Origin of the sequence: Shewanella sp. 10N.286.52.C2, from assembly GCF_002874545.1 — a bacterium.
Classification (GTDB): Bacteria; Pseudomonadota; Gammaproteobacteria; order Enterobacterales; family Shewanellaceae; genus Shewanella.
In genome coordinates, this window is record NZ_MCTV01000024.1 from 111,367 (window position 1) to 130,771 (window position 19,405).

General features: G+C 40.4%; 13 protein-coding genes. 5 read left to right on the top strand and 8 right to left on the bottom strand.

Features of this window, described 5'->3' with window-relative positions; genetic code table 11:
• Nucleotides 1–153 precede the first annotated feature (153 nt).
• Nucleotides 154–1,233 (bottom strand): TonB family protein, encoded by a 1,080-nt coding sequence (locus BCU94_RS09600; RefSeq protein ID WP_102476250.1) that lies wholly within the window; start codon nt 1,231–1,233, stop codon nt 154–156.
• A gap of 287 nt (nt 1,234–1,520) precedes the next feature.
• On the opposite strand from BCU94_RS09600, the gene BCU94_RS09605 reads away from it, so the two are divergent.
• On the top strand, nt 1,521–2,801 hold the full coding sequence (locus tag BCU94_RS09605; RefSeq protein WP_102436531.1) for an HD domain-containing phosphohydrolase: 1,281 nt from the start codon (nt 1,521–1,523) through the stop codon (nt 2,799–2,801).
• A gap of 78 nt (nt 2,802–2,879) precedes the next feature.
• Here the strand turns inward: BCU94_RS09605 and BCU94_RS09610 are convergent, their stop codons facing one another.
• Nucleotides 2,880–3,944 carry a 3-deoxy-7-phosphoheptulonate synthase gene (locus tag BCU94_RS09610; protein WP_102476251.1) on the bottom strand — a complete coding sequence of 355 codons (1,065 nt, stop codon included), beginning with the start codon at nt 3,942–3,944 and terminating at the stop codon, nt 2,880–2,882.
• 192 nt (nt 3,945–4,136) lie between these two features.
• A complete protein-coding gene (locus tag BCU94_RS09615; protein WP_102476252.1) occupies nt 4,137–4,955 on the bottom strand; it encodes a pyruvate, water dikinase regulatory protein in 819 nt (272 codons plus the stop codon).
• A 124-nt stretch (nt 4,956–5,079) separates the two neighbouring features.
• Between BCU94_RS09615 and ppsA the strand changes: the two genes are divergently transcribed.
• Entirely contained in the window at nt 5,080–7,452 is a 2,373-nt protein-coding gene (gene ppsA / locus BCU94_RS09620; RefSeq protein WP_102476253.1) for a phosphoenolpyruvate synthase, read from the top strand.
• A gap of 236 nt (nt 7,453–7,688) precedes the next feature.
• Here the strand turns inward: ppsA and BCU94_RS09625 are convergent, their stop codons facing one another.
• A complete protein-coding gene (locus tag BCU94_RS09625) occupies nt 7,689–8,066 on the bottom strand; it encodes a hypothetical protein (RefSeq protein ID WP_102476254.1) in 378 nt (125 codons plus the stop codon).
• A 258-nt stretch (nt 8,067–8,324) separates the two neighbouring features.
• Nucleotides 8,325–8,684: a hypothetical protein gene (locus BCU94_RS09630; protein ID WP_102476255.1), complete on the bottom strand. Its 360-nt coding sequence runs from the start codon at nt 8,682–8,684 to the stop codon at nt 8,325–8,327.
• A gap of 1,034 nt (nt 8,685–9,718) precedes the next feature.
• Between BCU94_RS09630 and BCU94_RS09635 the strand changes: the two genes are divergently transcribed.
• The 3 genes from BCU94_RS09635 (at nt 9,719) to BCU94_RS09645 (ending at nt 13,975) form a co-directional block, all read left to right on the top strand.
• Nucleotides 9,719–12,796: an FAD-binding and (Fe-S)-binding domain-containing protein gene (locus tag BCU94_RS09635; protein ID WP_102476256.1), complete on the top strand. Its 3,078-nt coding sequence runs from the start codon at nt 9,719–9,721 to the stop codon at nt 12,794–12,796.
• On the top strand, nt 12,789–13,229 hold the full coding sequence (locus BCU94_RS09640) for a DUF1285 domain-containing protein (protein ID WP_241904984.1): 441 nt from the start codon (nt 12,789–12,791) through the stop codon (nt 13,227–13,229). The genes BCU94_RS09635 and BCU94_RS09640 overlap by 8 nt, the downstream gene beginning before the upstream one ends.
• A 329-nt stretch (nt 13,230–13,558) precedes the next feature.
• Nucleotides 13,559–13,975, top strand: a complete 417-nt coding sequence (locus BCU94_RS09645) for a MarR family winged helix-turn-helix transcriptional regulator (RefSeq protein ID WP_102436521.1) — start codon at nt 13,559–13,561, stop codon at nt 13,973–13,975.
• A 183-nt stretch (nt 13,976–14,158) separates the two neighbouring features.
• Here BCU94_RS09645 and BCU94_RS09650 read toward each other — a convergent pair whose 3' ends face one another.
• From BCU94_RS09650 to BCU94_RS09660, 3 genes are read right to left on the bottom strand one after another with little or no spacing between them, the layout of a single operon-like run.
• Nucleotides 14,159–17,266 carry an efflux RND transporter permease subunit gene (locus BCU94_RS09650; protein ID WP_102476258.1) on the bottom strand — a complete coding sequence of 1,036 codons (3,108 nt, stop codon included), beginning with the start codon at nt 17,264–17,266 and terminating at the stop codon, nt 14,159–14,161.
• The gene (locus tag BCU94_RS09655) at nt 17,263–18,615 is read right to left on the bottom strand and encodes an HlyD family secretion protein (RefSeq protein WP_102476259.1); all 1,353 of its coding nucleotides are present in this window, start codon (nt 18,613–18,615) and stop codon (nt 17,263–17,265) included. Before BCU94_RS09655 ends, BCU94_RS09650 begins: the two co-directional genes overlap by 4 nt.
• Before the next feature lies 1 nt (nt 18,616).
• Nucleotides 18,617–19,285: a TetR/AcrR family transcriptional regulator gene (locus BCU94_RS09660; RefSeq protein ID WP_102436515.1), complete on the bottom strand. Its 669-nt coding sequence runs from the start codon at nt 19,283–19,285 to the stop codon at nt 18,617–18,619.
• Nucleotides 19,286–19,405 lie beyond the last annotated feature (120 nt).

Consider the following 19,405-nt stretch of genomic DNA (forward strand, 5'->3'; position numbering starts at 1 on the left):
CTTTAGTAAAGTAACATGAGGCACTTAACTTTAGTCACTTAACATTAGACTAGGACAGCAATTAACGAGACTATTATTACTGTCTTAGCCTAGATAAATAACTCAAGTGGCTAGCGATGGCTGACTTTAAAGAACAGTAGAATGTCCAATAATTTATCCGATGGAAAAATCTAGTTGCAGGGTGGTTTCTGCTTCAACGGGTTTGCCATCAACAAATTTTGGCGCATAACGCCATTTCTCAAGTGCTTTTAATGCTTCTATTTCAAAGGATTTCCCACCCTTGGATTTTATCACTTTAGGATTGGTGACAAAGCCATTTTTATCAATCGTTAATGACAATTGAACTAAGCCTTCTTTTCGTTGAATCAGCTTTGATCTGGGATAATTAGGGTTAGATCTAAATAGTGGTGTTTGCTCTTGATTAGCTTCCCATGGCGTCATATTTCCAATGGCTACGCAATGCTCGGTAGCCTTGGTTGGCTCATCTTGCAAGCTGTAAATTTCAACTAATTTAGCGTGAGCACTTAACTGGAAGGGATGGTCATAATCGAGCACGCTGTACTCTTTAATGGCTTGTAAAAGTTTAGTTTCAGCTTCAGAGTATTGTTTTTCCCAAAGTAATACTGAGCCGAGCAGATAGGTAGCATCGACTCTATCTGCAGAATTAGCCGGTAAATGCTGCACGTATATCGTTTCAGCATCAATTAGAAATTGCTTAACTCTAGAAGTATAAAACTCAGTATTCACCAAGCGTTTAAATGCCAGCATCAAGGTTTTAGCATGTAATAGTGGATTGCCAGAGTCTTCACTAATATTTATTGCTTCATTGAGTAAAGATCTTGCTTGTTTGTTATTTGTAGTGGCATCGGCCAGTAAGGTGAGTGGATCAATTAATTCTATATCGTCAATGGCGTCACCATTGGTACGATAAATATCTAAGGCCAATTGGTAAAAAGTCATCGCTTGTGATTTTTGCGCGTTTTTAGTTAACGCAGTAGCTAAATTTAAGGCTAAATTAGCGCTATTAATATTATCCTCGCCAAATTTGAGCTTACCTAAATCAAACGCTAACCGGGCATATTGTAGTTCTAACACCGCATCATTATTTTCTAATGCTAAATTATAATCTTTAAATGCAGTATTAAAATCGCTGTTAGCAGCCAAAGATGTCACAGGCAAAAGTAAGCTACTAACAAGTACAGCTATGGTTTTAAGAGATGATGATGATTTCATGTAAATCCTTTTAAATAATCAATATTTTGTGCTTGATATTTTCCTTTAAGCTGGCAGTTTTTTTTACCTGAGTCAAACTTGCAAGCTGTTAGCGGCAAAAACATTGAGCTCATGGGGCAATAATTGTTTAAGGCTGTGGCGGCAAATCTATTTATAGGTAACAGGTTTTTATCGGCAATTTATGTTGCTATTCCCGCTATCTCTACAATACTTAAAGCTTAAAGCATCATATTTTTGTTTTAAAAAGGCAAGGTTGGTTGTTCCAATGAACGATTCAAGGATGAAGTATGTCACCATTTGCAGGCTTGTTAAGAGAGCTCACCGCATCAAATGAATCATTATGCATTTGGCGTAAAGTGGTATTTGACCGGATATTTACCACGTTAGCCTTCCTTTGTATTCCCGTTTACTTTACTAGTGTTTATTTGTGTATTGTTCAAGGCTTATGGCCGATGGCGATCTTTAATACAGTGGTTTATGCCACCTTATTGCTGATTATTTATAAAAACAACTTAGCAAATAGACTGCGATTCATCATTGGTTGCTTACTTGCCTATATGATTGGAACAGGCTTCTTACTGGCGATAGGCCCAAGTGGTGCCGGTTTTTTCTGGTTATTTCTTTTTCCTCCATTAACAGGGGTGTTATTAGGTCGTAATGCCAGTTATTGGGCGCAAATACTCAATGCCATGTCGTTAGTTATTGTTGGTATTTGCGGTCATTATAATTGGTTGCCTTGGCCGAGTATTGAAGGCTACAACAGTATTATTTGGGCGGTTGTATGCATTAATTTTGTGGCAGCTAATGCCATTCTTACGCTTTCTATCAGTTATTTATTAGAAAAATTATTCAGTTCGTTACAGTCAACATTAACTTCAAGAAGAGCAACTGTGATTGGTTTAGCCAAATTGGCAGAATATCGCGACAATGAAACAGGCGCTCATTTATTACGTATGCAGCACTATGCCGCGTTATTGGCAAGCCAAAGAGGGTTAGACAAAGATGCGCCTAATGAGTTAACTGGCTCATTTGTAGAAGAAATAACTCTGTCAGCTGTATTACATGATATTGGTAAAGTGGGGATTGCCGATGCTATTTTATTAAAACCGGGTCGACTAACCCCTGAAGAGTTTGAAAATATTAAAGCTCACCCAGTGATTGGCGCAGAAGTGTTAGATTCTCTAATTGAATTTGCGCCTCAATGCAGTTTTATAAAAATGGGCCGTGATATTGCTGGTGGGCATCATGAAAAGTGGGATGGCAGTGGTTACCCTAAAGGGCTAAAAGGTCTCGAGATCCCATTGTCTGCAAGAATAGTCGCGCTAGTGGATGTGTACGATGCGCTGACTTCACCACGGTGTTACAAAAAGCCCTTTAGTCATTATGAAGCGGTAAGAGTGATAGTTGCAGGAAAGGGCAAACATTTTGATCCAAGGTTGGTTGAGAGCTTTATGAGCGTACATGAACAATTTCAGCAATTATCATTAAGCTCATTAGATGACGATCCCGCTTATACCAATGTTCCTTGTTTACAAGCAGTGGAGCCGTCGGCACAAAAAGTGAGTTAACGTCAGTACAAGTTAAAGCGATAAAAAAACCAGTTAGGTTACCCTAACTGGCTTTTTTATAAGTTAATACTTGAGCCGTTATTTGGCTAAAAGTGCTTTACGTTCTTTAGAGGCTTGGGCTAAATCACGTAATAATTTTTCTGAGTCTTCCCAATGCAGGCAAGCATCAGTGATACTTTGACCGTATGTTAATGGCTGGCCTTCAACGACTTTCTGGTTGCCTTCAATCATAAAGCTTTCTGCCATAATCCCTGCAACCGCAGTGCTGCCAGCGCGCATTTGCGCCATGATGCTATCAGCAACTTTTAGCTGGTTTTTATGTTTTTTCTCACTATTACCATGGCTAAAATCAACCACCATACGTTGGGTTACGCCAACGGTTTCGAGCTGGGCGCGGACGATTTCAACATCTTCGGCTGAATAGTTCGGGGTTTTACCACCACGTAAAATGATATGGCCATACGGGTTACCGTGTGTACGATAAACTGCCATAGCACCATCTTTATCTGGTGAATAGAATATATGTGGTACTTGGGCGGCGCGAACAGCATCTACTGCAATATTAATGTTGCCGTCAGTACCGTTTTTAAAGCCAACAGGGCAAGATAAAGCCGACGCCATCTCACGGTGAATTTGGCTTTCAGTGGTGCGGGCACCAATAGCGCCCCAGGTAATTAAATCGGCAATATATTGACCATTGACCATATCTAAAAACTCAGTGGCAATAGGCAGTTTTAATTCAGTGATTTGCTGAAGTAAATGACGCGCCATACGTAAGCCTTTGTTTGGGCTAAAACTACCATCAAGATCAGGGTCTGAGATTAATCCTTTCCAGCCAACAATAGTACGCGGCTTTTCAAAATAAACCCGCATCACAATGCATAAGTCGTCTTTTAACTCATGGTGAAGTTTGGCTAACCGCTGGGCGTAATCTAAAGCGGCGTCGGTGTCATGTATTGAACAAGGACCAATGATGACCAATAAACGTTGATCTTCGCCAGCAATAATGGCTTCAACTTCATGACGTTGCTCAACTAAATAATCGGCAGCATCTTGCGTCAGTGGGTATTCAGATGCGAGTTGCGCAGGAGAAATAACCTTACATAAAAGGGATGTACGTAGTTCGTCTGTTTTAATAGTCATTCACTTTACCGAGCATGTTTGCGATGAATTAACATCATATTGCTCGAGATTATAACTAATTAGCAGGCGTTAGACACGGACAAATCATGCAGGTTTTTGAACTGATATCATTTTATTCACATAAGTTAGCCGAAAATGTTATGAATTTCACATTTTCGGCTTAACAGTTAAATAACCACAGCGACATTAAAATTAAAACATGTGACGCTTCAGCCCGGTAATATCGAGGATTTTAGCTGAAATCTCTTCTACAGAATGAGATGTGGTATTAACAAACGGGATCCGTTCTTTTTTATACATCATTTCTACTTCTTTCACTTCAATCCGGCATTGTCTTAGTGATGAATAGCGGCTGTTTTCCATGCGGCCTTGGCGAATTTCATGTAAACGTTGGGGATCAATGGTTAAGCCAAATAATTTGGACTTATTACGTTTTAACGCTTCAGGTAACTTGAGATTATCCATGTCATCTTCAACAAAAGGGTAGTTTGCTGCTTTAATGCCAAATTGCATAGAAAGATACAAACTCGATGGCGTTTTACCGCAACGAGAAACACCTAGCAAAATAATGTCAGCTTTATCCATATGTTTCATGGTTTGACCGTCATCATTATCTAAAGTGAAATTAATCGCATCAATACGATTATCATAAGATTCGTTAGTCGTGCTTTTACCGTGAGTTCGGTTGATCACCGGCGCAGCTTTTATACCCAGTTGTTGTTCTAATGGCGAAACAAAGGTGTTCAAAAAATCATAATCTAAACCTTCACTGGAGAAAATAATATCGCGAATGTCGGAATTTACGATGGAATGGAACACAACGGGTCTTAAGCTTGTTGTAATAAAACTATCATTGATTTGTTGTTTTACCTTTTCAGCTTTAGCAATGCTGTCAACAAATGGAATTGTAAGTGCTTCAAAATCAACTGGAAATTGGGATAGGACAGCATGGCCAAATACTTCTGCTGTGATCGCGGTCCCATCTGAGATATAGAATACTTTTGGTGTCATTTCAGCCTCTTGTAGTAATAAAATTACAAATAAAATTATACATTTACGGTTGTTGAGGGGGAGTGTAGAATGCCTCTGCCCTCGTGTGAAGGGGCCATTGAAATAAACTTGTGGAGAGATAACTGTGCAGCAATACATACTCTGGTATCAAGAATTAGGCATGGGTGATGTAAACAAGGTTGGCGGCAAGAACGCGTCACTTGGTGAAATGATCAGTAACCTGGCTAATGCCGGTGTTCAAGTACCTGGCGGATTTGCGACTACATCTCATGCATTTAATGAGTTTCTAGAGCAAAGTGGTGTTAACCAGAAAATTTTCGACATCTTGGCAACCCTTGATGTTGATGATGTAAACGAACTTGCAAAAGTTGGTGCGCAGATCAGACAATGGGTTATCGACACCCCATTTCAACCAGAACTAGAAGATGCGATTCGTGAAGCTTACGAGCAACTTTCTAGCGAGACTCAAGAAGCTTCATTTGCAGTGCGTTCATCAGCAACAGCTGAAGATATGCCAGATGCTTCGTTTGCGGGTCAACAAGAAACTTTCCTAAACGTTAAAGGTTTTGAAGCTGTACTGCTTGCGATTAAGCATGTTTACGCATCGCTATTTAACGACCGCGCAATTTCCTATCGTGTTCACCAAGGTTACGAGCATCAAGGTGTGGCATTATCTGCTGGCGTACAACGCATGGTACGTTCAGATAAAGCGTCTTCTGGTGTGATGTTTACCATGGACACTGAATCAGGTAACAACGACGTTGTCTTTATCACTTCATCATTTGGTTTAGGTGAAATGGTAGTACAAGGCGCTGTTAACCCTGATGAATTCTATGTTCACAAACCAATTTTAGCGCAAGGGCATAAAGCCGTTGTGCGCCGTAATATCGGTAGCAAGATGATTCAGATGGTTTACTCTGATGATGCTTCTCACGGCAAGCAAGTTAAAATCGAAGATGTTGCAGCAGCTGAACGCGGCACTTTCTCTATTAATGATGAAGAAGTGATGGAGCTTGCAAAGCAAGCGGTGATCATTGAACAACATTATGGCCGTGCAATGGATATCGAATGGGCAAAAGATGGCAACGACGGTAAGTTATATATCGTTCAAGCTCGTCCTGAAACTGTTCGTAGCCGTGAAGACGTGCAATTAATTGAACGCTACCACTTAAAATCCAAAGGTGCTGTTGTTTCAGAAGGACGCGCGATTGGTCATAAAATCGGTACTGGTGTAGCTAAAGTGCTAGCCTCTATCGAAGACATGGATCAAATCGAGCCAGGTGATGTACTCGTTACTGACATGACTGATCCAGATTGGGAACCTATCATGAAGCGCGCTAGCGCAATTGTCACTAACCGCGGTGGCCGAACTTGTCACGCAGCAATTATTGCGCGTGAGCTTGGGGTTCCTGCAGTTGTTGGTTGTGGTGATGTTACTGACAGTATCAAAAATGGCCAAGTAGTGACTGTATCTTGTTCTGAAGGCGATACCGGTTTCATCTACGATGGTAAGCAAGAGTTTGAAGTTATTACTAACCGTGTTGATACCTTGCCTGAACTACCAATGAAAATCATGATGAACGTCGGTAACCCTGATCGTGCATTTGATTTCGCCCGTTTACCTAATGAAGGTGTGGGACTTGCGCGTCTTGAGTTTATTATCAATCGCATGATTGGTATTCACCCTAAAGCGCTGCTTGAATTTAATTCACAACCTGCTGAGCTGCAGCAAGAAATCAATGAAATGATTGCAGGTTACGAATCACCAGTTGAGTACTATGTCGCTCGTCTAGTGGAAGGTATCGCAACCATTGGTAGTGCGTTCTATCCTAAGAAAGTTATCGTACGTATGTCAGACTTTAAGTCTAACGAATACGCTAACCTTGTTGGTGGTGACCGTTACGAGCCTGAAGAAGAAAACCCAATGTTGGGCTTCCGTGGTGCTAGTCGTTATATCTCTGAATCGTTCCGTGACTGTTTTGCTCTAGAATGTGAAGCAATTAAACGTGTGCGTAATGATATGGGCCTTAAGAACGTTGAGATTATGATCCCATTCGTTCGTACCGTTGATGAAGCCGCGCAAGTTATCGAATTATTAAAAGAGCAAGGTTTAGAGCGTGGTAAAGATGGTCTACGCGTTATTATGATGTGTGAGTTACCTTCAAACGCATTATTAGCTGACCAGTTCTTAGAGCACTTTGATGGCTTCTCTATCGGTTCTAACGATTTGACTCAGTTAACCTTGGGTCTAGATCGTGACTCTGGCATTATCAGTCACTTGTTTGATGAACGTAACGAAGCAGTAAAAGCGTTACTTTCATTAGCGATTAAAGCCGCTAAAAAGAAAGGTGCTTATGTGGGTATTTGTGGCCAAGGCCCATCTGACCATGCAGACTTTGCACAATGGCTTGTAGAACAAGGTATTGATACCGTATCACTTAACCCTGATACCGTTATCGACACCTGGTTATACCTAGCAGGTGAAGAAGCTAAATAAGCTTGAAAAGTTAGTTTTTGGTTAACTAATTTGCCAACTTGAACAAAAGCCGCTTTTAGCGGCTTTTTTGTTTCTGAATTTTAAGTCTATCCATTGAGTATTGAAGAGACTTTCCTGACTATTAATGCTTACAGATTTTCTAATAAGGATAAAAATATCGGATAACCATTTTTATCCTAGACATTAAAAAGCCATACTGAGTATGGCTTTTTATTGTAAACATTATTAATTAAATATTAATGAGTCTGGCTGTGTATTTTTTTTGCTAAAAATTGGTGTATTGAAACGGCTTGTTGACTTACCTCTACACATCGGTTTGCAATCTGTGTATAGTTTTCTGCCCAATATTGGCCTCTATTTCGGCCTCTATAACTGTTGACTGCCAATCTTACTTTATCCTGATCTTCATAAAAATCTAAGACACCTTTTATCGCATCTGTATTTATATTTTTATAGTCACGATCGGATACATAACATTGAGCTAGTTGGTTCAATAATTGGTCTGCTGCTATTGCTTGATTGTTGGTTCTGTCAACATCTCTAGCGCTATATGAGTTAACGCTAAAAGTGGTTAATACTATGAAAAATAGACCTAAAGTTATGTTTATTTTCAAAATATATCTCCTTATATTTTTTTGATAAAATGTATAATCGTTGTACTTTAAACAACCAACAACCAACAACCAACAACCAACAACCAACAACCAACAACCAACAACCAACATCTCATGATACGAGTTATGGCGTTATTACTTGCCTACACAAATTGACAATATGAGTAGATGAGTAGAATACTTATTAGGAATAAGAGTAAGTTATAAGCGCAAATAATAGTGCTTATAACATACTAATATTCAGATAAACTCAGGCAATTACTCTGCCGTCTTATGGGTTTTATTGGCTAGATATTCGTGTATTGAGACTGCTCTTTGATTTACTGCTACACATCGGTTTGCCACTAGCTGAGAGTAACTTCTAACGCGGCCTTGATATTTGTTTATTGTCACTCTTACTTTGTTCTGGTCTTCATAAAGATTTAATACCCCTTTAATCGATGCTGTGGTTTTACCCCACATGTCACGGGATTCTAAACATTCAGATAATTCATTTAAGAATTGGTCTGCTGCTATTGCTTGATTGTTGGTTCTGTCAACATCTCTAGCGCTATATGAATTAACACTAAAAGTAGCTAATGCAATGAAAAATAGACCTAAAGCTATGTTTGATTTCAAAATATATCTCCTTATATTTTTTTGATAAAATGTTTGATCGTTGTACTTTAAACAACCAACAACCAACTCATGAAACGAGTTATGGTGTTATTCCTTGCCTACTCAAATTGAACTATGAGCCGAATATTTATTCGGAATGATAGTAAGTTATAAACAGAAGGTAATGTGCTTATAACTTACTAATACTCAGGCTACTCTCAGATATTTAGTTTGCAGTCTTAATGATGTTATTGGCTACATATTCGTTTATTGAGACCGCTCTTTGATTAATTCTTGCACATCCACGAGCAACTTGGGTTCGATCAGTGCTATCGACTCCCAATGCCATGGATTGATAAAAGCGGCTGTTATATTTATTAATAGACATTTTTACTTGGTCTTGATCTTCATAAAGGCCTAATGCATTTTTAATTGCACTCGTGTCTTTGCCTAAAAAGTCAAATTTTACGTAGCAATCACTAAGATCTTTCAGCAGTTCATTTTGCGCATAGTTATCTTGGTTTGTCTTTTGAGTACTGTTGTTATCATTGGCAACAGTACTAAAAGTAACTAAAAGTAACTAAAACACCTACCGTCATGATTAAAGATAAATAATTTTTCATATAAAATATCCTAAATGTAGTTAACGCTATATAAACGCTATATAAAGGCTGTATAAGCGATAGTTTGCTCTGATGCAGAAAAGTGAAGTGTTAACAAACTCTTTCCTTGAGCTAACGCGCCCATTCCTTGGCTTTTTACTTCAAAAATAATCAATAATGATGGTTGAATCTATAAAGAAAGATTGACTAAATTAATTGATAAATTATGAGGTAACTATAAAAATATAGCAGAGGATTGGTTGTTTTTCCAGCAAAATTAGTTATTGCTAATTTGTGTTTTTAATATCAGGGTTGAAGTCAATTGTTGTTATTTAAGCATGGGGAGATTATTACGTAAAAGTGCTGAATTTTTTTAACACAGGGCCTAATGCCAGTGTTTTTGTTTAATATTTGTTTATAATGAACTCAAATTATTATAAACAGAAATTGACTATGTTACCGCTGCTATCACATCAACAGACATTAGAACCCATCTACTTAAGCTTTCTTGATGCGCTCGAAGCATCTTCGTTTTCTGGCGAAATTGATAAACGTTATAGTGCGCGTTTAATTCAAGCGACCGACAATTCTGTTTACCAGTTTTTACCCCAAGCGGTTATTTATCCTCTCACTCAGGCGGATGTTGAGCTGGTGATGACATTAGCTGCTGACCCTCAATATAAACAAGTGACTTTTAGTGCCCGTGGTGGCGGTACTGGCACTAACGGACAATCACTGACCCACGGCTTAATACTTGATGTCTCAAGGCACATGAATCAAGTACTGGAAGTCAATGCAGAAGAAGGCTGGGTAAGAGTACAAGCTGGTGTGGTAAAAGATGCACTTAATGATGCCCTTAGGCCACATGGGTTCTTTTTCAGTCCAGATTTATCAACCTCTAATCGTGCAACGGTTGGCGGCATGGTCAGCACTGATGCATCGGGTGCGGGTTCACTGGTTTACGGTAAAACATCTGATCATGTCCTTGGCCTTACCAGCGTATTGGTTGATGGTAGTGTGCTTTCAAGCACACCAATAGCGGCAGATGAGGCGTTAAATCAGTCAGAGTCCCAATCCGTAAACACCAATAGCTTTGCTGCCAATATTATTAGCACGATTGCCAAGCGTTGCCGCGACAAGCGTGAGCTTATTCTAAAACAGTTTCCGCCATTAAATCGTTTTTTAACCGGATACGATCTAAAACATGTATGGAATGATGATTTAAGCCAATTTGATTTATCACGCATACTTGCAGGCTCTGAAGGTACACTGGCGGTATTAACAGAGGCCAAATTAAATATCACCCCATTGCCACATACGCGGATGATGGTAAATATTAAATATGACTCGTTTGAATCAGCGCTGCGTCACGCGCCATCATTGGTTGAAGCCAATGCCACCGTGGTCGAAACCATAGACTCAAAAGTGCTGAATTTGGCCCGTGAAGATATTATTTGGCACTCAGTGTCTTACCTCATTGAATCAGTACCCAATAAAACCATTGAAGGCCTCAATATGGTTGAATTCGCTGGGGATGAGGCTGATATTAGGCAAGGCATTGCTGCCCTTGAAAAAACACTGGCGGCACAATTGGCTAGCGAACAAGCTGGGGTTGTGGGTTATCAAATTACTGAAGATAAGCCCAGTATTAATAAAATTTACGCCATGCGTAAAAAAGCCGTAGGCTTGCTAGGCGCAACTAAAGGCCGCAGAAAACCACTGCCATTTGCCGAAGATACTGCCGTACCGCCAGAAAATTTAGCTGACTTTATCATGGAGTTTAGGGACTTATTAGATGGCCATAAATTGCAATATGGCATGTTTGGTCACGTTGATGCAGGAGTGCTGCATGTGCGTCCCGCGCTTGATATGTGCGATGAAGCGGATGAAAAGCTGCTAAAAGTGTTATCCGATCAAGTTGCTGAACTCACGCTTAAATATGGCGGTTTGATGTGGGGCGAACATGGTAAAGGGGTGCGTGGTGAATATGGACCAGCCGTATTTGGTGATGAACTATATGGCGAACTTGAAGAGGTTAAAGGCTTATTTGACCCTGACAATCGATTAAATCCGGGCAAACTAGTCGCGCCTAAAGGCAGTGGCCCAATGATGTTTAATGTTGATAGCGTTAAGCGCGGCACCTTTGATAGACAAATTCCGATTCAAGTCCGTGATGCATTTCCTGATGTAATGAATTGTAATGGTAATGGCTTATGTTTTAACTACAGTAGCTATTCGTTCATGTGTCCGTCATTTAAAGTTACCGGCGATCGGATCCATTCACCTAAAGGCCGAAGTGGCTTGATGCGGGAATGGTTAAGGCTGCTGGAGGCAGAGGGCGTTGATGTAGAGGCACTGGCTCAATCTAAACCTTTAAGCTTTATGCAGCGAGCGCAAAACAGCTTTCACATTGGCCGAGATTATGATTATTCACATGAAGTCATGGACTCGTTAAAAGGCTGTTTAGCCTGTAAAGCCTGTTCAGGGCAGTGCCCTGTTAAAGTGGATGTGCCTAAATTTCGCGCGCAATTTTTCAATATCTATTACAAACGATATATGCGCCCAGCAAAAGACTATTTAGTTGCAGGTATTGAAGACATTCTGCCGCTTATGGCTGCTATGCCAAAAGTAACCAATTTTGCCTCGCAAAATAAATTAAGTCAGTGGGTTATCAAAAAATCTATTGGTTATATAGATTCACCTGCATTATCAGTTCCCACATTAAAACAGCGTCTGGATGGCCATCCAAGCCGTGGTTATGATTTAGAGGCGCTGCAAAGTATTCCAACATCAGAGCGTGGCAATTATGTACTGGTGGTGCAAGATCCATTTAACAGTTTTTATGATGCTGAGCTGGTTTATCGTTTTATACAATTAATAGAAAAAATAGGTTTAAAGCCGGTGTTATTGCCGTTTAAACCCAATGGTAAACCATCACACATTAAAGGCTTTTTAGATAAATTTGCCGCGACTGCCAAATCAAGTGCAGACTTTTTAAATCAAGTTTATCAACTTGATATGCCGATGGTTGGCTTAGACCCTGCGTTAGTGCTTTGTTATCGAGATGAATATCAAGAGGTGCTAGGGGCGCAGCGAGGCAATTTTGAAGTACTGTTAGCTAATGAGTGGTTAACCGATGCGATTCAACTCATGCCAGCGTTAGACAAAACCAGCGCGTCATTTAGTTGGTTTAGTCATTGTACTGAATCCACCGCAAAACCGGCTACGGCCAACGAATGGAAAGCGGTATTTAATCATTTTGGCGCTGAGTTTGAAATGATCAACGTGGGTTGCTGCGGTATGGCGGGCACCTATGGCCATGAACTGGATAATATGGGCCGTTCATCTAAGCTGTTTGCTATGTCTTGGCAGCCAACCTTAGACAGCATCGCTGAGAAAAGCCAAATATTGGTATCAGGCTATTCTTGCCGTAGCCAAGTGAAACGTTTTGCGGGCTTTAAGCCAAAACACCCAGTAGAAGCCTTACTTCAGTTACTGATTGCTGCCGATGAGCACGTTGCTAATGACTAAACATAAAAATGAAGAACCATTGAGTATTGCCAGTCAATTAGGTGCAGAAGTTGATTTATGTAGCACTGAGCCATTGTTTTATATTGACCATCATGGGGATTGGTTCTATTTAGCCAGTCCTTTACCGACAAAATTTGCTAAGCTTTTTGCCAGTGTGCTTCATTGTATTGATAATGAATATTTTCTTATCACCCCGGTTGAAAAGGTTAAAGTCAGCGTAGATAACCATGCAATTTTTATCGTTGACTATGAGTCGCTAGCAAATAATGGACTAACCTTAATAAGTAGCATTGGCACTGAGCATCAGATTGTTGATATTAAGGCTGTGAAACTATTAGAAAACACCATTGAAGTGCCCATTGAGCGAGGCATCATCGCTTGTTTGGGGCGGGCTTGCTATTACCGTTATATAAATCAGTTTGTAATAGATTGACTAAAAAAGCGGTCTTATACGTACAAAGAGGGTGAGGTGCTAATTGGCCTGTGTAGCAAGCTGTTGTATAACAAAGCAGCTCCGCAAGGGTTTACTGACCTACACGTTAACAAGCTTAATAAGTATAAAGATAAATAATATCAGTACTTAAGCCTGTTGATGTTAGTCACATCCGTTAGTGATAGCACCAATGATTAGTAGCAATTACATTTTTAGGGCAACATTGATTAACTTGGTTAGTTCTTTTACGCACCAGCCACCAAGTATTTTATGTTGATGATTAACTTTTGCGCTTAACTAAGGATTGATGAGCCTGTAGGAGTGGTTATATGAAACGATACGAAAGCCTATATTATCAAATCTCGCATCTTAATCTTACGCTGCAAAACGAGCTAGATGAACGCTTAAAACGTTACCAACTTGACGTTAAGCTTTGGCCTGTGCTGTTTTCACTGTGGCAAGAAGAGGGCATTAGCCAAACTGAACTGTCTAAAGTGTGTGATGTGGCTAATTACACTATGACTAGGCTATTAGATCAACTGCAAGTACAGGGTTATATCACTCGCCATCAAGAGTCTGATAACCGCCGCGCCTTTCAGATTTTTTTAACTGATGCCGGTAAGGCCTTAGAGCAAGATCTTATTGGTGAAGCTGAGTGGGTTAATCAAAAATGCCTAAGTGGCTTATCCTATGAAGAGCAACAAACTTTCATGAGATTATTAAATAAAATCAATAAGCCAGATTAACATCATTGTTTGGGGCTTATTGATCGTTAGGCTAAAGCGCCAACCTATAGCTAAAGCTTCTAGCTCTTTCATATATCTACACATGTAAAAATAACCCGCTAGCCATTAATACAGCTTGCGGGTTATTTATTAGCCATTATTTTTAGCTTGTAACTTTGTCTGAGAGCTATAGCCTAGTAAGCACTAGGCCTCTAAATCCTCGTGTTTATGGACTAAATTAAAATCTGCTAACACCGTATACGCACAGGGAATAATAAACAGTACCAACAAGGTTGAGGTAAATATTCCAAACACAATTGATATTACAATGGGTTTTACAACTTGCGCTTGTAGCGAGGTTTCTAACAGTAATGGCAATAGTCCAGCAGCCGTGGTCAGTGAGGTGAGAAATACTGCTCTGAACCTGTCTCGAGACGCTTTAATTACCGCTTGCTGAATATCATCGCCAATATCTACGTGATGGCGGATATATTGCACCAACAAGATGGAGTCGTTAACCACAATACCCGCTAAAGATACAAAGCCAAGAATTGATGGCATTGATAGATTATGGCCTGTGAGTAAATGGCCCCAAAACACACCTATGAGTGCTAAAGGAATGGCTAACATCACCACAAAAGGTTCTAAATAGCTTCTAAATTGAAAACTTAAAATCGCAAATAATCCAAATAAACCGATAATAAAACCCTGTAAGAAAGAAGCGCCAGTCTTAGCGGTTTCTTTGGCTGCGCCTTCATAATCAACTTTTAGTCCCGGATACTTTTGGCGTAATTCATTAGCGTATTCATTTTGCACTTTGGCGACAATTTCGCTGCCATTGGCTTTGGCATTATCTATGTCAGCCATAATGGTTACAGTGCGCTGACTTTCAATGCGCTGAATACGTACATAAGATCGTTCAAAGTCTAATGTTGCTACTGCGCTTAATGGTATCTGATTACCGTTACTTAACATGATTGGGAAGTTAGCTAACGCTTGCAGATTACCTGCTTGCTGTTTATTCAACCTGACTTGTATTTCGATGTTTTCAGGGCCTGATTGCACATCATCTGCGGTTTGGCCAAAGTATGCCGCACGCAGTTGCGATGCTACCATCTCACCATCAACACCATAATTTTCAGCGCCATCTTTTAATTTTACCAGTACTTCTTCTTTGCCTGGGCGCATGTCATCTAAAATGCCATTAACCCCAGAAAACTGACTTAAGTAAGATTGCAAATCAACGGAGGCCAGTTTTAACGTGGCTAAATTATCATGCTGCAGTCTGACTTCAACATCACGGCCAGCAGGGCCCATACTCGGTTGTTTAAATACCAAGGAGATGGGCTCTGCAATATCACCACTGGCGCTGCGCCATGCTGAAATGAAGTTATCAATCAGGGTTTCGCGGGTTTCAGCTGATAACAAATCTAATCTTACCGTTGCCACATGTGGGCCTTGTTCGCCCGCATCCGCATTGACATTATATTGCTCGGTAACGTAGCGGATGAGATTCGACTGTTCGCCATTTTGTTGCGTTAATTTATCGCCAACGGTATTGGCTGCGGCAACCAAGTGACTAACGACAGTTTTGGTTTGCTCTAAAGTGGAACCTGGTGGCAAAATGATTCTTGCTTCAGCAATATCGCCATCGAGTTCAGGAAAGCCGACAAATTTTACCGCGCCACCTGCCACTAAGGCAAAAGACAGCATTAAACCGCCAAGTGTAAGCCCAAGGCTGGCATAGCGCCATTTCACCACAAAGGTAACGGCATTAACTAAGGTGTTGTTTTTGAAGTGTTCAAACTTTTCTAAAAAGACCCGTTTAAACTTTAACGGTGGTTTCTGCTGTTTATTAGATTTTAGCGAGTGACTTAAGTGATTCGGTAAAATCAAGAATGCTTCAATTAAGCTCACACTTAAGACCATGATTAATACCAGTGGCACCACCGACAATACCGCGCCCATTTGCCCGTCTAACCACAATAAACTGCCAAAAATAAACACTGTGGTTAAAAATGATGAAAATACGCCTGGGGCGACTTTATTTACCCCTTGGATCACCGCCTCATTGGTGGGTAAGCCTTTTTCAACATGGGCAGCAACGGATTCGGCAATAACAATGGCATCATCCATCATAATACCAATGGCCATTAGTAAGCCGACTAGGCTCATAATGTTGATTGACACGCCAAACATGCTCATTAAGAACAAGCCGCCCATAAAGGCTACAGGTAAGCCCGCTGAAACCCAAAACGAATAGCGTAACGAGAAAAATAACCACATCGAAAAGAACACTAAGATGATACCTTGCCAACCATTTCGCAGCAGCATTGATAATCGGTCTTGCAGTAGTGAAGATAAATCGTTGGTTAAGGTTAGGGTCACGCCATCGGGGGCTATAAGCCGTTCTTGTGCGATAAACTCAGTGACTCTGGACTTAATTCTTAAGGCATCATCGGCTTTGTTTTTTTGCACTTTAAGCATGGCCGCAGGTTGGCCGTTAAAGATGGTATGTTCTTCCTCAAGCTCAAATAAGTCGGTGATGGTAGCAATGTCGCCTAAGGTAACCACGCCGCCTTCAGTATTAGAGGAAACGATGATTTTACTGAGGTTATCAGGGGTGATTTGTCGTTCATCAAAACGGATCAATAGGTTTTTATCAGAAAGCTCGATACTGCCAGCGGGCATTTGGACATTTTGCCTGCCCACTTTATCAGCTATTTCGGCTACTGTTAGCCCTAAACGACGAATATCCGCTTCGTTTAACTCGACTCGTATTTGATGATCTGAAAAGCCAGACACGCTCACTAAGCTCACGCCCGCCTCGATTTTTAACCGTCGTTTTAAATCCTCAGCATAGGATTTAAGGTGTGGCAAGCTGGCATCTGCAGCGATGGCAATATCTACAACCGGTTCAGCCCAATCAAGCTCTTTGACCGTTGGTGGGTCAATTTGCGCCGGAAAGTCTTTAATGGCGTTAATTTCGGTTTGAATATCAACCAAACTGCGGCCAATGTCGGCTTCGCCATTAAGTTTTACCGTCAATGATGCAATCCCTTCTTGGGCGTCACATTTCACTTCTTCGATATTACTTAAGCCATCAATGGCGTCTTCCATACGCAGGCACAGGCTTTCTTCCACTTCTGCTGGAGATGCGCCGGGGTAAACCACACTGGCGATAATGTAAGGCGGACTAAATTCAGGAAAGGTTTCACGTTTAATGTTACCAATACTGCTTAAGCCCATGACAAAAAATGCCAACATCATTAAGTTAGCAATGGTGGGGTGACGAGTGAAAAAATTAATCACAGTGCCTGCTCCTCGTCATTCGCTAGATCACTTGTTACTGGGGTAGTGGTTTCGTTCGCTGTTGATAATTTAAGCCCCATGCCATTAATGGCAGGAATTAAGTCATTGGTAACCACACGGTCATTTTGGTGAATATCGCCTTTAATGGCGACGCCATTGTCGGTTCTAAATAGCACTTCAACCTGTTTAATAACCAGCTTGTTGTCTTGATCCATTAAATAAACTTGCTCACCATGTAAGGCTTTTTCTGGGATAACGTAATGCTCTGAGGGATAACCTTTAATATAGGAGGTGACAAACATGCCCTTGGTTAATGGCGGTTTAGCTAACAAATTCATTTGGTTGAAATCTTGATCAACTTCAAGATAAAAACCTATCGTCGCTTGATCTGGGTTTATGGTATCGGCAACGCGAGTCAATTTAGCTTGCCATTGGTGTAAGGTTTTACCCATATTGACCGTGATATGAGTGTCAAAATTAACTTTTTCAATTGAAGGTAATGCAGAGGTATCTCTTGGCAGTTCATTAATTGAATGAATTAAGGTTTCGGCATCAAATAATGACAATTCAGCCTTTATTTCAACTGCGCCTAATTGATGGGCCTCGAACAACACAGCGCCATTGGTGACGGCTTGAGCTTGCTCAATGTTGACCTCGGCAATGCGTGCATCAAAAGGCAAAGTAAAGCGAGTATTATTGAGTTGACGTTGGGCATCTTCCAGTAAAGCTTGATTAACCTTAACTTGCGCCGCAGTGACTTTTTTATCATCAGGCAACAAGCTTAAGCTGCTGGTTAAGTCTTGCACTAAGTTACGCTGGGCCAGTAAAGCTTGTTTTTGGGTTTCAAGTTCTGATTTTGAGATCAAGTTTTTCTTATTTAACGATTGTTTACGTTTATATTCTTGATCAACTAAGGTCAGTCGTTGGCGCTCAATTTCTATGCTTGATTGTAAGTTTATTTCTTGCTGATTTAGCTGTACTAACTGCGCTTGAGCTGAATTATAGTTAGCTTCAGCTTGAGCAAGTTTTAGTTGGTATTCAAGAGGGTCAATGGTTAACACTAAGGTGCCAGCCTTGATCAATCTGCCCGTTTCAAGCTCAGGGTGGCGATAAGTAATTTTGCCGCCCACTTCGGCAATGCCTTGCCAGATATGCTTTGGAGCCACACGACCATAGGCTTTGATCACAGGTTGTACGGGTTGTTTTGTCAGGCTAATAACATCGACCAGGCGTGATTTATCATGGTTGGGTTGCAACTCTGGTGACGAGCGTAATGATATCGCAGCGATAAAGATGATAATACCGGCGATGATGCCTGGAAAAACATAGCGTCTTTTTAACGGGGTCATGTTAAGCGTCCTGACTGAGTTGAGATTCATTGGCAATAAGCCCATGACGTAATATTTGTGCATTTTGCTTAGCTAAATGCTGTAAAAATTCTGCTGAGGTTTTAATATTCAATGCTTGTTTAAATATGTCAGGCATTAAGAATGGAAATACCATTAAACTAATAAAACTCATTTTGGCACACATTGGATCAATACCTTGCTGTAGACGGTTTTGCTGATGCATCTTTTCAAAAATGGTTAACCTATTTTTCGGGAATAAACTCAATAAATTGGCTTGCAGCTCTTGGTTTTTCTTGGTGGTTTTAAGGCTGGCGGTGCGAAATATGAGTTTCGGAAAATCTGGGTTTTGACTCATAATTTTATAAAAGGCCAGTAATATTTTTTCTGGTGAATCTTGAGTCGATTTTTCCTTGGAATTATTTAATTGGGCATGAACTGGCTCAATGGTTTCCTTGAGCATTTCGGCAAAAAGCCCCAATTTAGATTGAAAATAATAGCGGATTAAACTTGCATCCACTTTTGCTTTAGCAGCAATGGCTCGAATAGAGACTTTATCGTAATCATTATCGACAAATAAGGTTTTTGCTGCATTGATAAGTGCGCAGCGATTATCTGCTTTGACAGCTGGCCTACCGACTGGCTTTTTAACTGGCATTATTTTTTTAGGCATAAATTCAACACAGCTTTGAAGATACTTAGCGTATCCATTAATTCATTAATTCATTAAGTGTAGAATATGGTAAAGCAATGCAGCGGATTGTTTTAGTGAATTAATTCTTCAATATTCATC